Annotated in this window: 10 protein-coding genes and 4 tRNA genes; 7 read left to right on the top strand and 7 right to left on the bottom strand. The window is 71.0% G+C overall.

Going from position 1 to position 11,937, the window contains the following annotated elements; genetic code table 11:
• The first annotated feature begins 95 nt into the window (after positions 1–95).
• Positions 96–1,334, top strand: a complete 1,239-nt coding sequence (locus tag HMPREF9719_RS08455) for an aminotransferase class V-fold PLP-dependent enzyme (protein ID WP_004601574.1) — start codon at positions 96–98, stop codon at positions 1,332–1,334.
• Between the two features lie 112 nt (positions 1,335–1,446).
• Here the strand turns inward: HMPREF9719_RS08455 and HMPREF9719_RS08450 are convergent, their stop codons facing one another.
• Together HMPREF9719_RS08450 and HMPREF9719_RS08445 are read right to left on the bottom strand one after the other, a co-directional pair.
• Positions 1,447–2,232: a formate/nitrite transporter family protein gene (locus HMPREF9719_RS08450; protein WP_004601573.1), complete on the bottom strand. Its 786-nt coding sequence runs from the start codon at positions 2,230–2,232 to the stop codon at positions 1,447–1,449.
• A 146-nt stretch (positions 2,233–2,378) separates the two neighbouring features.
• A complete protein-coding gene (locus HMPREF9719_RS08445; RefSeq protein ID WP_004601572.1) occupies positions 2,379–3,362 on the bottom strand; it encodes an NAD(P)H-quinone oxidoreductase in 984 nt (327 codons plus the stop codon).
• Between the two features lie 108 nt (positions 3,363–3,470).
• Here HMPREF9719_RS08445 and HMPREF9719_RS08440 point away from each other — a divergent pair.
• Positions 3,471–3,556: transfer RNA gene (locus HMPREF9719_RS08440), tRNA-Ser, on the top strand.
• Positions 3,557–3,645: 89 nt separating this feature from the next.
• Here the strand turns inward: HMPREF9719_RS08440 and HMPREF9719_RS08435 are convergent.
• Genes HMPREF9719_RS08435 through hisC form a run of 4 tightly spaced genes read right to left on the bottom strand, consistent with a single transcriptional unit; the run spans position 3,646 to position 6,764 of the window.
• Positions 3,646–4,662 (bottom strand): MDR family oxidoreductase, encoded by a 1,017-nt coding sequence (locus HMPREF9719_RS08435; RefSeq protein WP_004601571.1) that lies wholly within the window; start codon positions 4,660–4,662, stop codon positions 3,646–3,648.
• A 39-nt stretch (positions 4,663–4,701) separates the two neighbouring features.
• Entirely contained in the window at positions 4,702–5,022 is a 321-nt protein-coding gene (locus tag HMPREF9719_RS08430; protein WP_004601570.1) for a branched-chain amino acid transporter permease, read from the bottom strand.
• Entirely contained in the window at positions 5,015–5,731 is a 717-nt protein-coding gene (locus HMPREF9719_RS08425; protein WP_237737910.1) for an AzlC family ABC transporter permease, read from the bottom strand. The genes HMPREF9719_RS08430 and HMPREF9719_RS08425 overlap by 8 nt, the downstream gene beginning before the upstream one ends.
• The gene (hisC, locus tag HMPREF9719_RS08420) at positions 5,721–6,764 is read right to left on the bottom strand and encodes a histidinol-phosphate transaminase (RefSeq protein WP_174269538.1); all 1,044 of its coding nucleotides are present in this window, start codon (positions 6,762–6,764) and stop codon (positions 5,721–5,723) included. Before hisC ends, HMPREF9719_RS08425 begins: the two co-directional genes overlap by 11 nt.
• A gap of 139 nt (positions 6,765–6,903) precedes the next feature.
• Between hisC and HMPREF9719_RS08415 the strand changes: the two genes are divergently transcribed.
• The 5 genes from HMPREF9719_RS08415 (at position 6,904) to HMPREF9719_RS08395 (ending at position 10,522) form a co-directional block, all read left to right on the top strand.
• A tRNA-Ser gene (locus HMPREF9719_RS08415) sits at positions 6,904–6,995 on the top strand.
• A gap of 1 nt (position 6,996) precedes the next feature.
• Positions 6,997–7,072, top strand: a tRNA-Arg gene (locus tag HMPREF9719_RS08410).
• Positions 7,073–7,267: 195 nt separating this feature from the next.
• Positions 7,268–8,626 (top strand): magnesium transporter, encoded by a 1,359-nt coding sequence (gene mgtE / locus HMPREF9719_RS08405; RefSeq protein WP_004601567.1) that lies wholly within the window; start codon positions 7,268–7,270, stop codon positions 8,624–8,626.
• 119 nt (positions 8,627–8,745) lie between these two features.
• Positions 8,746–10,335, top strand: a complete 1,590-nt coding sequence (locus HMPREF9719_RS08400; RefSeq protein ID WP_004601566.1) for an SLC13 family permease — start codon at positions 8,746–8,748, stop codon at positions 10,333–10,335.
• A 111-nt stretch (positions 10,336–10,446) separates the two neighbouring features.
• Positions 10,447–10,522 (top strand) — tRNA-Arg (locus tag HMPREF9719_RS08395).
• 196 nt (positions 10,523–10,718) lie between these two features.
• Here the strand turns inward: HMPREF9719_RS08395 and HMPREF9719_RS08390 are convergent.
• Positions 10,719–11,936 carry a NupC/NupG family nucleoside CNT transporter gene (locus tag HMPREF9719_RS08390; RefSeq protein WP_004601565.1) on the bottom strand — a complete coding sequence of 406 codons (1,218 nt, stop codon included), beginning with the start codon at positions 11,934–11,936 and terminating at the stop codon, positions 10,719–10,721.
• Position 11,937: the final 1 nt, after the last annotated feature.

The following is an 11,937-nucleotide window of genomic DNA, read 5'->3' as shown; positions in this document are numbered from 1 at the left end:
CGCGCGGCGGGCCGCCCGCGCGAGCGGGCCCGCCGCCGGGGAGCACCAGGGCGGAGTCCGGGCGCGGCCAGTCGCGCCAGAGGAAAGGATGGCTAATGGGCTTTGATGTCGCGAGCGTCCGTGGTCTCTACGCGTCGCTCGGCGAGGAGTGGACCTACCTCAACGCCCACGACGCCCCGCAGGTGCCCGTCAAGGTCGACGGCGGCATCGTGCGCGCCCTGCGCACCGCGAACAACCGCCTAAGCCGGGAGGAGTCCGGCTCGCACCGCCGGCTCTCCGCGAGGCCCCGATTTGAGGGGGACCTCTACCTCGCGGCGGCGCGCGCCGCCGTCGCCGACCTAGTCGGCGCGACCGCCGACCGGGTGGTCTTAGGCCCCAGCCTCGAGCACCTCTACCGCGACCTGATCCGCGCGATGCGGCCCGTTTTGCGCTACGACTCCTCGGTCGTGCTCTCCCGCCACGACCGGCCGGCGCTCCACCGGGCGCTCGACACGCCCGCGGCGCGCACCGTCGTCGCCGAGCCGGACCTCGCCACCGGGCTCCTTCCCGCTGGGCAGTACGACGACATCGTCGACCGCACCACGAGGCTCGTGTCCTTCCCCGCCGCGCACGACCTGCTCGGCACGATCACCCCGGTCAAGGAGATCGTCTCCCGGGCGCACGCCCACTCGCGGCTGTGGGTGTTGGTCGACGCCACCGCGTACGCGAGCTACCGGCTCGTCGAGGCGGAGGACTGGGACGCGGACATCATCGGGCTCGACTTCGCGGCGCTGGGTGGGCCGCAGCTCGGGGCGCTCGTGTTCCGCGACCCGCGGATGGTCAGGCGCCTCGACGCGCTCAACCCCGCCGCCCCCGAGGGCTCCGTCCTGGCGCTCGAGTCGCCGGTCTCCGCGGCGCTCGCCGGCGGGGTCGCGCCGCTGGTGGAGCACATCGCCCGCCTCGGCGGGGTGGGCGAGTCCGGGCCGCGCCGCGCCCGGCTCAAGGCCTCGGCCCGCGAGGTGGGCCGGCACTTCTCGCAGCTCGCTCGCGAGCTCGTGACGTTCTTGGCGTCGCTGCCGGCGGTGCACGTGCTGGGTGTGTCCGGGGAGGAGGGCCTCGATCTCGAGGCCGACCGGCTCCCGCGCCTGAGCTTCATGGTCGAGGGCGTGCCCGCCGAGACGGTGCAGCGCCGCCTCACCGACAACGGGCTGCTCACCACGCTCGCGCCGGAGAGCCTGCTGCTCGACGCGATGGGCGTCCGGGAGGCCGGCGGCGCGGTGACGGTGTCGCTCGCGGCGTTCAACCGCGTCAAGGACGTCGAGCACCTCACCCGCGCGGTCGCCTCCCTGGCCTAGGGGCCTGCGGCGCCCGCGGTGGCCTCGTCCGCGCGGCGTGCGCCCGCCGCCCCGCCGGGGCGGGGAGGACCGGGCCGGTTGCTCCGCGCCCCCGGGTAATAGCGCCGAAGGGCTAGTCGCGGTAGGCGCTCTCGCCCTTGTTGAGCGTCGAGTACACCGCGCCGATGAGCAGCCCGCCGCCGATGACGTTGCCGACCCACACGATCCCCCAGTTGGTGAGCACCGCGCCGAGGGTGAGCGAGTCGGGCAGCGGGTCGGCGGCGAAGAGGGTGGTGAGCATGAGGCAGAAGTTCGCGATGACGTGCTCGAGGCCGAGCCCGACGAACATCGCGATGATCGGCACGATGACGACGAACTTGCCGACGACGTCCTTCGCGAACGTCGAGCCGAGCACGCCCATGTTGACGACGAAGTTCGCGAGGATCCCCTCGGCGAGAAGCTGGCCGGGGGACTTCTCGAGCTTGCCCTCGGTGAGGCTGACGAGCAGGTGGTCCGGCCCCGCCCCGGAGAGCTTCGCCGAGTAGCCGAGGATGAGCGCGACGATGAGCACGCCCACGAGGTTGAGCAGCGTCGCGGCGACGATGACGCCCGCGGACTTCAGCCAGCTCACCTTGCGCTGGGTCGCGCCGTAGAAGAAGTACATCATGTCGCCCGTCGCGAGCTCCGCGCCGAGCAGGATGATGCAGAACAGCCCGAGCCCGAAGAACAGCGCGAAGACCACCGGGCCGAGCGCGGGCGCGTACTGGGCGACGGCGTCGCCGGCGACGACCCCGAAGCCCGTGCCTATGGCGAGGTACGCGCCCGCGAGGATCGCGCGGATCGCGAAGCGCGCGAAGTCCTGGTAGAAGAGCTGGTCCTTCTTCGCGACCGCGGCCGCGATGGAGTCGTTGAGCGACATGGGCGGATCCTTCTGGACAAGAGGCGGCGGGCCCGGCCGGGCCCGGCCGACGCGTGCGGTTCGGCGGCCCTGGCGCGTCGTGCGCGCCGGTCCGCCGCGTCGATCTTAAGACTAAGCCTAGGGGCTTCCCCGCGCGCCCGGTTCGCCTAGCCCCGATCCCCGGCGCCGGCCGCCTCGTGGTCGAGCACGGCCTTGCCCACGAGCGAGCCGTCGAGCAGCGCGGCGTGCGCGTCGGCGGCGTTCTCGAGGGGAAAGACTCGGTCGACGTGGTGGCGGATCTTGCCCTCGGCGAGCCAGGGCCAGACGTGCTCAACCGTCGAGGCGACGATGCGGGCCTTGTCCTTAAGGCCGCGGGCGCGGATGGTGCGGGCGTGGAGGCTCTGGCGCCGAGGCATCATCGCGCCCAAGTTGATCTCGGCCTTGCGGCCGCCCTGCAGGCCCATGACGACGAGTTGCCCGTCGTTGTTTAAGACTTTGAGGTTGCGCTCGAGGTATTCGCCGCCGACGACGTCGAGGATGACGTCCACGCTGCGCCCGAGGACCTCGGCGAAATCCTCCTCGCGGTAGTTGATGAGGATGTCCGCGCCGAGCGAGGCGCAGTGGTCGAGCTTGCGCTTCGAGCCCGCGGTGGTGGCGACCTCGCAGCCGGTGGCCTTGGCGACCTGGATGGCCATGGAGCCGATGCCGCCGGCCCCGCCGTGGATGAGCACCCGCTGGCCGGACTTAATGCCGGCGACCATCCCGAGGTTCGACCACACGGTGCAGGCGACCTCCATGACGGAGCCGGCCTCGACGAGGCTTAAGGGCTCGGGCACGGGCGCGATCTGGCCCTTCGGGGCGGCGACGTACTCGCCGTAGCCGCCGCCGGCGAGCAGGCACGCGACCTCCGCGCCCGGCTTAAGCCCGGTGTCGCCGGGGTCGGCGACGGTGCCGGAGGCCTCGAGCCCGAGGATCTCGGAGGCGCCCGGCGGGGGCGGGTAGTTGCCGCGCGCCTGCGCGAGGTCCGCGCGGTTCACGCCCGAGGCCCGCACCTTGATGAGCGCCTCCCCGGGGCGGAGGGTCGGGGCGTCGACCTCGCCCACGACGAGCGAGGAGGGATCGTCCTGGTCCTTGAGTGTGACAGCCTTCATACTCCCGGAGCATAGCGGGCGGTTCGCCGCGGCACCGGGCCCGGGCTAGGATGATGGGCCGTCGCGCCGCGCCCGGCTCTTTTTTGCCCGGGCGCGGCGGCGGCAGAGGGAGGCGTGGCAGAGCGGCCGAATGCACTGGTCTTGAAAACCAGCGATGGGTCTCCCATCCGCGGGTTCAAATCCCGCCGCCTCCGCCCGAGCGAAAGTAGCGCCCCCGGTCCCCACGCGTCGTGGGGCCGGGGGCTCTTTCCTTGCCGCCGCGCGGCGGCGACCCGAGGGGCCTCTAGTCGGCGACGTCGACGACGGTGCGGCCGTGCCACTGCCCGGCGAGGAGCTTCTCGCCGGCGTCGATGACCTCGCCCAGGCCGATGGTCTGGCTGAGCCCTTCGAGCACGTCGAGGTCGAGGTGCTTCGCGAGCGTCTCCCAGGCGGCCTCGCGGACGGGCAGCGGAGCGGTGACCGAGTCGATGCCCGCGAGGTGCACCGAGCGGAGGATGAACGGGATGACGGTGCCGGGCAGGTCGTTGCCCTGCGCCATGCCGCAGGCGGTGACCGTGCCGCCCCACTGAACCTGCGCGAGCACGTTGACCAGCGTGTGCGAGCCGACCGTGTCGACGCCGCCGGCGAAGCGCGCGCTCTGGAGCGGCTTGCCCTGCTCGGAGAACTCCGCGCGGTCGAGGATCTCCGCGGCGCCGAGCCCGGTGAGGTAGTCGCCGTACTCCTCGCGCCGGCCGGTCACGGCCGCGACCCGGTAGCCCAGCGTGGAGAGCAGCGCGAGCGCCACCGAGCCGACTCCGCCGGTCGCGCCGGTGAGCACGATCGTGCCGTCGCCGGGCTCGACCCGCTCGGCGAGCGCGTTCACCGACAGCGCCGCCGTGTAGCCGGCGGTGCCGATCGCGGCGGCGTGCCAGCGGTCGATGCCCTCGGGCAGGCGCAGCAGCTTCTCGGCCGGGAGCCGAAGCCGCGTCTGGTAGCCGCCGTGGTGGGTCTCGCCGAGCCCCTCGCCGTTTAAGGTGACGCTATCGCCGGGGGAGAAGCGCTCGGCCGCCTCGCCGGTGGCCTCGAGGACCGTGCCGACGGCGTCGATGCCCGCGACCAGCGGGGGCCGGCGCACGATCTGCGCGGAGCCGCCGAGCGCGAGCGCGTCCTTGTAGTTGAGGGAGGAGTGGGTGACCTCGACGAGGACGTCGCCGTCGCCCTCGAGCTCCGCCGCGTCCGGGGCGCCGTTAGTGCCGGGCTCGACGAGCGCGGGGGAGAGCTCGCCCTTATCGTTCTTCGAGACGAGAATCGCGTGTGCCATGCCCCCGACTCTAGGCACATCCGCGGGTCCCGGGGCGGCCTAGAGCGCGCTGGTGATCGCGACGTAGCAGGCGATGCTCGCAAGTATCGCGAGCAGCGCGCTGCGGCGCCACAGGTAGAGCCCCACCGCCACGGCGACGGCCGCGAGCGTGGGCAGCCCGTAGGGCGGCTCGCTCACCGGGGTGTCGCGCACCGAGTAGACCACGAGCAGCACCATCACCCCGAGCGGCATCGTCTCGGCGAGGAAGCGCAGGTAGGGCGCGTCCTTGACGCGGCTGAGCAGCGCGAAGGGCGCGAGCCGCAGCAGGAACGTCACCGCGGCCATGGCGAGGATGATCGCCAGCGGGTAGAGGCTAGACACGGGTACGGCCTCCCCTCTCCTCGCGCTGGGCGTAGGCGTAGCCGGCGCTGATCAGCGCGAGGTAGGTGATAAGCCCGGCGAGCAGGAACAGGTCGGGGTGGACGAGGCGCTCCGCGGCGAAGGCCGCGGCGATCGCGACGGCCGTGATCGCGCCGTAGAACAGCTTGTGCGGCACGCGCAGCGCGGCCTGCACGGCGAGCACGGTGAACATCGCGGTCATCGCGAAATCGAAGCCGGTGATCTCGTCGGGGATGAACTGGCCGAGCAGCGCGCCGACCGCCGCCCCGGAGACCCACCACACCTGAATGAAGATCTGGAAGAGCAGCAGCTGGCGGCCCGTCATGCGGGCACCCGCGCCGGCCGAGGTCACCGCGTAGGCCTCGTCGGTGAGCGCGAAGACGCCGTAGGCGCGCGCCGCGGGGCCGTTCATGCGGTGCAGGGGGAAGGACAGCCCGTAAAAGACGTGGCGGTAGTTGACGACGAACGCGTTGACCGCGGCCTGCACGACGCTCGCCCCGGAGGCGATCATCCCGATCGCCAAGAACTCCGCGGAGCCGGCGTAGAGGATCGTCGCCGCGATGACCGGCCAGTACCAGGCGAGCCCCTCGTCGACCGCGAAGATGCCCAGCGCCATGCCGAGCGGAACGTAGGCCGCGGCGACCGGCAGCGTGAAGCGAAACGCGGTGAGCGCGTCGTCCTTAAGCGCCACCGCGCACCGCCCGCAGCGCCGAGAGCAGCGCATCGTTCTCCTCCCGCGTGCCGACGGTGACGCGCACGCCCTCGGGGAAGGCGCGCACGAGCACCCCGCGCCCCGCGAGGCGCTCGGCGATCTCTGCGGGCTCGAGCGGCGCGAGGTCGCTGGCAGGCAGCCACACGAAGTTCGCCTGCGAGGCGACCGCCCCGAGCTCGGCGGCGAGGCGCTCCCGCTCCGCGGCGATGAGGGAGACCCGGTCCCGGAGCTCGTCCTGCTCGGCGAGCGCCATCGGCGCCGCGGCCTGGGCGAGCGCGTTGACCCCGAAGGGGATGGCGACCTTGTCGAGCGCGGCGACGATCTCCTCGGAGCCGAAGGCGTAGCCCACCCGAAGCCCCGCGAGCCCGTAGGCCTTCGAGAAGGTCCGAAGCCCCACGAGGTTGGGGTGGGAGTCGATGAGGCGCCGCGCGCTCGGCGAGGCGTCGGAGAGGTCGAACTCGGCGTACGCCTCGTCGAGCGCGACCGTCACCGACTCCGGCACGCGGGCGAGGAAGTCCTCGAACTCGTGGGCCGAGATCGTCGTGCCGGTGGGGTTGTTGGGGTTGCAGACGATGACGAGGCTCGTGTCCTCGCCGATCGCGTCGGCCATGGCGGGAAGGTCGTGGCGGTGCTCCCCGTCGAGCGGCACCTCGACGGGTCGGGCGCCCACGGCGCGCGCGAGGATCGGGTAGGCCTCGAAGCTGCGCCACGCGAAGACGACCTCGTCGCCGGGCCGGCAGGTCGCCTGGATGAGTTGGTGGAGGAGCGCCGAGGAACCGCAGCCCACCGCGACGCGCGCGGCCGGCAGGTCGAGGTGCCGGCCCAGCGCCGCCTTGAGGTCGGCGGCGCCCATGTCGGGGTAGCGGTTCGCGGCGCCGGCGAGCCCGGCGATGGCGTCGCGCACGGCGGGCAGCGGCGGCAGCGGCGACTCGTTCGAGGAGAGGGCGACCGCCTCGGGCAGGTGGGCGCCGGGCACGTAGGCCGGGATGGCGTCGAGGTCTTCGCGCAGCATGACAATTGAGTCTACGTGGCGGGATGGCCTTCCCATAGGGGTCCTCCCGGCGGGGAGGGTGGGTTTTTGCGGCCCGTGGGGCGCGCGGGGTAGCATGCCAGGCAGCTTGGCGAGACTCGCAGGTCTCGTCTTGCGGGCTGGAGACGTGCCAGAGCGGCCGAATGGGGCTCACTGCTAATGAGTTGTCCTCTTAACGGAGGACCGGAGGTTCAAATCCTCTCGTCTCCGCCAGGCGCCCGTGGCTCAACGGATAGAGCATCTGACTACGGATCAGAAGGTTGGGGGTTCGAATCCCTCCGGGCGCACCACTCTCATTCGCAATAACGAATAGCCGAAGGGCCCTCCGGCCGGAGCCGGGCGGGCCCTTCGCCCGTATCCAGTGCCGCCGCGGGGCGCGCTGGCCGCCGTTCGCCTTGTTCGCCCGGGGCGAGCCTCTATGATGTGTCCGCGGCCGCGCTCGGCCGCCGGGAACGTGTCAGACCGAGAAACCGGAGGTCCCCGGGATGGACGCTCAGAACTCTATCGACGCCCTCGACCAGCTGCTCCGCTCGGACGAGAGCATCTCCCCCGCCGAGGCGAAGACCCTGCAGCGCTATCTCGAGGACCCGCCGATCCAGGACATCGTCCGCCTCGTCGAGCGCTACCAGGGCAGCCGCGCGGCGGTGGCTCTTCGGCTCCTGCCGCGGCGCCGCGCGATCGAGGTGTTCGACGCGCTCGACCCCGCGCACCAGGCGGACCTCATCGGCGCGCTGCAGAACCGCGAGGTCTTCGAGTTCTTCGACGAGCTCGACCCGGACGATCGGGTCTCCCTGCTCGACGAGCTGCCCGCGGAGATCGCCGAGCGGCTCATGCGCAACCTCGAGCCCTCCGAGCGCGACATCACCGGCGTGGTGCTCGGCTATCCGAAGGGCTCGGTGGGGCGGCGCATGTCGCCCGAGGTGCCCTCCCTCTTCGTCGACCTCACCGTCGACGAGGCGCTCACCGTGCTGAAGAAGAGCGCCGACGACGTCGAGACGATCTACTCGCTGCCGGTGATCTCCAGGGACCGCCGGCTGGAGGGCATCTGCTCCCTCCGCGAGATCTTCACCGCGCCGTCCGGCACCCGGCTGGAGGAGATCGTCACCAAGCCGGTGGTCGCCAACGCGCACGACGACGCCGAGGAGACCGCCCGCTGGTTCCTGCCGCTGGACTTCCTCGCGCTGCCGGTCGTCGACGACTCCAACCGGCTCGTCGGGCTGCTCACCGCGGACGACGCGCACGACATTGTCGAGGAGGAGGACACCGAGGACTCCGCGCGCATCGGTGGCTCCGAGCCGCTGCAGCAGCCCTACCTCTCCACCCCGCTCATGCGCATCGTCCGCTCGAGGGTGGTGTGGCTGCTCGTGCTCGCGGTCTCCGCGCTGCTGACCGTCAAGGTGCTCGACACCTTCGAGGAGACCCTCGAGCAGGCGATCGTGCTCTCCCTGTTCATCCCGCTGCTCACCGGCACGGGCGGCAACACCGGCAACCAGGCCGCCACGACGGTGACGCGCGCGCTCGCGCTCGGCGACGTGCGCACCGGGGACGTGCTCTCGGTGATGTGGCGCGAGGTGCGCGTCGGCTTCACGCTAGGCGCGCTGCTCGGCATCCTGGGCTTCGTGCTCGCCTCGGTGATCTACAGCCTCCCGCTGGGCATCGTCATGGGCACCACGCTGCTGGCGATCTGCACGATGTCCGCGACCGTCGGCGGGATCATGCCGCTCATCGCGAAGACGTGCGGCGCCGACCCGGCGGTGTTCTCCAACCCGTTCATCTCGACGTTCTGCGACGCCACGGGGCTTATCATCTACTTCTTCATCGCCCGCACCGTTCTCGGCATCTAGCGGCCGGCGTGCCGCCCGTCAAACCTGCGCCCGGCTGTAATCGATAACCGTCCCACCCTAATGGTGTGGTACCGTTCACCGCAGAAAATTTACTAAACGGTGAACAAAAAGGACGGGTCATGACCACGCCAGAGGTGCATCAGTCCCAACGCGAGGCCGAGGGCTTCGCCGCCGAGGCCCCGGAGCCGGGGGTCAACCGCCGCCGCATCATCGGGCTCATCGTCGGGATCGTCGCCGCGGTCGCGGTCTTCCTGCTCTTCCCCGACAACGCCATGGACGTCGTCCGCGAGGTCGGGGACGCCGCCGAGGATGACGCCGACTACTCGCTTGGCGCGATGCGGATTACCGCCGCGGTCGCGGTGCTCATGGCGGTGTGGTGGATGACCGAGGCGATCCCGCTTGCCGTGACCGCGCTCGTCCCGCTCGTGGCCTTCCCGCTCTCCCAGGTCATCGCCGTGGGCGACATCTCGGGCAAGTACGCCGAGCCGACGATCTTCCTGTTCATGGGCGGCTTCGTGCTCGCGTTGGGGCTGCAGCGCTGGAACGTGCACCGCCGCCTCGCGCTCGCGGTGGTGCTCGCCGTGGGCACGAGGCCCAGGCGGCTCGTGCTCGGCTTCATGATCGCCACCGGGTTCATGTCGATGTGGGTGTCCAACACCGCCACCGCGGTGGTCATGCTCCCGATCGGCATCGCGGTCCTCAAGCTCACCGCCGACCAGGTCGGGGGCATGGGCAACCAGAAGCGCTTCGCGACCGCGCTCATGCTCGCCATCGCGTACTCCGCGTCGATCGGCTCGGTGGGCACGATCATCGGCACCCCGCCCAACGCGCTGCTCGTGGCCTACATGTCGGAGAACCACGGCGTGGAGATCGGGTTCGGGCAGTGGATGCTTGTCGGCGTGCCGCTCTCCGTGGTGTTCATGCTGCTCGCCTGGCTCGTCCTCGTGACGGTCTTCAAGCCCGAGATGGACGAGATCCCCGGCGGCCGGGAGCTCATCAAGAACGAGCTCGCCGCGATGAAGGGCATGTCCGCCCCCGAGATCCGCGTCGCCATCGTGTTCGTCGCCGCGGCGCTCTCGTGGATCTTCGTGCCCGTCATCATCGACGCGGTCGGCTCGGATATCAAGGTCGCCGACGCGGTCATCGCCATCGCCGCGGCCGTGCTGCTCTTCCTCGTGCCCGCCGGCACGAAGCCCGGCGTGAAGCTCATGGACTGGGCCGCGGCCAAGGAGCTGCCCTGGGACGTGCTGCTCCTTTTCGGCGGCGGGCTCGCTCTGTCGAGCATGTTCTCCGAGTCGGGCCTGTCGCTGTGGATCGGCAGCCTCACCGCGGGGCTCGCGGGCGTGCCGACGATCGTGTTCATCGCGGTCGTCGCCCTCATCGTCCTCGCCCTCACCGAGTTCACGTCGAACACCGCCTCCGCGGCGACGTTCCTGCCCATCCTCGCGGGCGTCGCAATGGGCATCGGGCTCAACTCCGGCGGCGAGGAGCAGAACATCCTCCTGCTCACCATCCCGGTCGCGCTCGCCGCGACGTGCGCGTTCATGCTGCCCGTCGCGACCCCGCCGAACGCCATCGCCTTCGGCTCGGGGTACGTGAAGATCTCCGAGATGATCAAGGGCGGCGTCTGGCTCAACGCGATCGCCGTCGTGCTCGTCACGCTGGTCACCTACTTCATCGCGGTGCCCGTCTTCGGCATCGTCCTCTAGCGGCGACACCCCGCCCCGCGGCCCGGCCGCGGGGCGCTGGCCTCGCGGTTTGCCCGCCGGCCCCCGCGGCGCTACAGTTTCCCGAGTGTTCACGCGAAGGACAGTGAGCGCGCGCCCGTGGCTCAACGGATAGAGCATCTGACTACGGATCAGAAGGTTGGGGGTTCGAATCCCTCCGGGCGCACCACAGACACACATTGAAGGGCCCTCCCGGTTCAGCCGGGAGGGCCCTTCGTGTTTCGCCCGCGGCGCTCCCCGTCCTACGCCCGCGGCCGCCGGCGGGGCGGTGGGGCGCCTCGGCCCGGGCGGGGCGGGGGGGTAACCCCCGGACGGCCCAGAAACAGGGCGCGCGGCCCCGGCCCGAGCGGCGGGCCGGGGAGGGGCTACATCGGGGCGACGACGCCGACGATCGCGGCGTTAAGGAGGTTGGTGAGCGCGCCGGCGCACAGCGCCTTCACGCCCAGGGAGGCGACCTCGCCGCGGCGTTCGGGGCACAGCGCCCCGAACGAACCGATCTGGATGGCGATCGAGGAGAGGTTCGCGAACCCCGCGAGCGCGAACGTCGAGATCATCACCGACTTGTCGCTGAGCACGTCCGCGTACTCGGAGAACGCCGTGTAGCCGACGAACTCGTTGAGGATCGTCTTGAGCCCGATGAAGTTGCCGACCTGGGCGGCCTCGTCCCAGGGCACGCCGATCACCCACGCCACCGGCGCGAAGAGCAGCCCGAAGAGCCCCTCGAGCGACCAGTTGTCCTGCCCGAAGAGTGAGCCGATACCACCGATGATCGCGGTGAGCATCGCGATGAGCGCGACGAACGCGATGAGCATGCACAAAACGTTGATCGCGACGCGCCCGCCGTTGAGCGCGCCCGTGCCGAGCGCCTCGATGAGGTTGCGGTTCTCGGTGTCGCGGACTTCGCGGACGTTCGCGCTCGCGACGGACTCCTCCGTCTCCGGCATGAGCGCCTTCGCGATGAGCAGCGAGCCGGGCGCGTTCATGATCGAGGCGGCCAAGAGGTAGGGAAGCGGCGCGCCGAGCAGTGAGTAGCCCACCAGCGTCGAGCCCGCCACCGACGCGAAGCCGCCGGACATGCAGGTAAAAAGCTCCGAGCGAGTGAGCTTCGAGAGCCACGGCTTGATGACCAGCGGCGCCTCCGACTGGCCGAGGAAGATCACCGTCGACGCCCACACCGACTCCACCTTCGAGGTGCCCATGATGCGGTTGAGCGCGGTGCCGACGATCTCCACGAACCACTGCAGGGCGCGGACGTGGAACATCGCGCCGATGAGCGCGCCGAGGAAGATGATCACCGGCAGGACGTTGAGCGCGAAGATGAAGCCGTCGGCGTCCTCGAAGAGGGGGCCGAAGACGAACGCGGTGCCCTCCGCGGTGAAGTCGATGAGCTTCTGCACGACGTCGGCCGTCCAGCCGAGCGCCTTCGCGCCGGGCTCCCACGTGAGCACGAGCAGTGCGAACGCCACCTGCAGCGCGAAGCCCACCCCGAGGGTGCGCCACTTGATGCGCTTGCGGTGAGCGGAGAATCCGATGACGATCGCGGCGATAAGCGCGATGCCGATGAGTCCCTGAAAGCGTTCCATG

The organism is Corynebacterium otitidis ATCC 51513 (assembly GCF_000296405.1).
Classification (GTDB): domain Bacteria; phylum Actinomycetota; class Actinomycetes; order Mycobacteriales; family Mycobacteriaceae; genus Corynebacterium; species Corynebacterium otitidis.
This window is presented reverse-complemented; position numbering and strand designations above follow the sequence as displayed.

Excerpts from the sequence above, each read along its gene's own strand:
- HMPREF9719_RS08445 (WP_004601572.1), bottom strand. The coding sequence starts at position 3,362 with ATGAAGGCTGTCACACTCAAGGACCAGGACGATCCCTCCTCGCTCGTC.
- HMPREF9719_RS08435 (WP_004601571.1), bottom strand. The coding sequence starts at position 4,662 with ATGGCACACGCGATTCTCGTCTCGAAGAACGATAAGGGCGAGCTCTCC.
- mgtE (WP_004601567.1), top strand. The coding sequence starts at position 7,268 with ATGGACGCTCAGAACTCTATCGACGCCCTCGACCAGCTGCTCCGCTCG.
- HMPREF9719_RS08400 (WP_004601566.1), top strand. The coding sequence starts at position 8,746 with ATGACCACGCCAGAGGTGCATCAGTCCCAACGCGAGGCCGAGGGCTTC.
- HMPREF9719_RS08390 (WP_004601565.1), bottom strand. The coding sequence starts at position 11,936 with ATGGAACGCTTTCAGGGACTCATCGGCATCGCGCTTATCGCCGCGATC.
- hisC (WP_174269538.1), bottom strand. The coding sequence starts at position 6,764 with ATGCTGCGCGAAGACCTCGACGCCATCCCGGCCTACGTGCCCGGCGCC.
- HMPREF9719_RS08450 (WP_004601573.1), bottom strand. The coding sequence starts at position 2,232 with ATGTCGCTCAACGACTCCATCGCGGCCGCGGTCGCGAAGAAGGACCAG.
- HMPREF9719_RS08455 (WP_004601574.1), top strand. The coding sequence starts at position 96 with ATGGGCTTTGATGTCGCGAGCGTCCGTGGTCTCTACGCGTCGCTCGGC.